The organism is Alkalibacterium sp. m-11 (assembly GCF_054658155.1).
On record NZ_BAAGIR010000447.1, the window covers coordinates 1 to 294 of the forward strand.

Genomic DNA, 294 nt, shown 5'->3' on the forward strand with positions numbered 1-294 from the left:
AACGTAAGCATCAATCGAATCTACGTATCCTGACGAACCGAATGGATCTTTCAGCAGAGGACATCGGAAAGATGTATCAATCAAGATGGCAGATCGAGTTGTTTTTTAAGCACATCAAACAACATTTTACCATTAAAACGTACTATTCACAGTCTGAACAAGGCGTAGAGAATCAAGTGATTCTTGCGATGATTGTCTACTTACTGACGTTACTGATGAAACTGGAATTACGCTTGAAATCAAGCCTCTTCACTGTTTTGAGACAAATCAGAGCGTTACAGTATGAACCGTTTG

General features: G+C 39.1%; 1 protein-coding gene. It reads left to right on the forward strand.

What is annotated here, in order from left to right; all coding sequences use genetic code 11:
- Nucleotides 1-294, forward strand: a 294-nt coding sequence (locus ACYQ2O_RS13135) for a transposase (RefSeq protein ID WP_459796827.1), incomplete at both ends; no start/stop codon positions are given.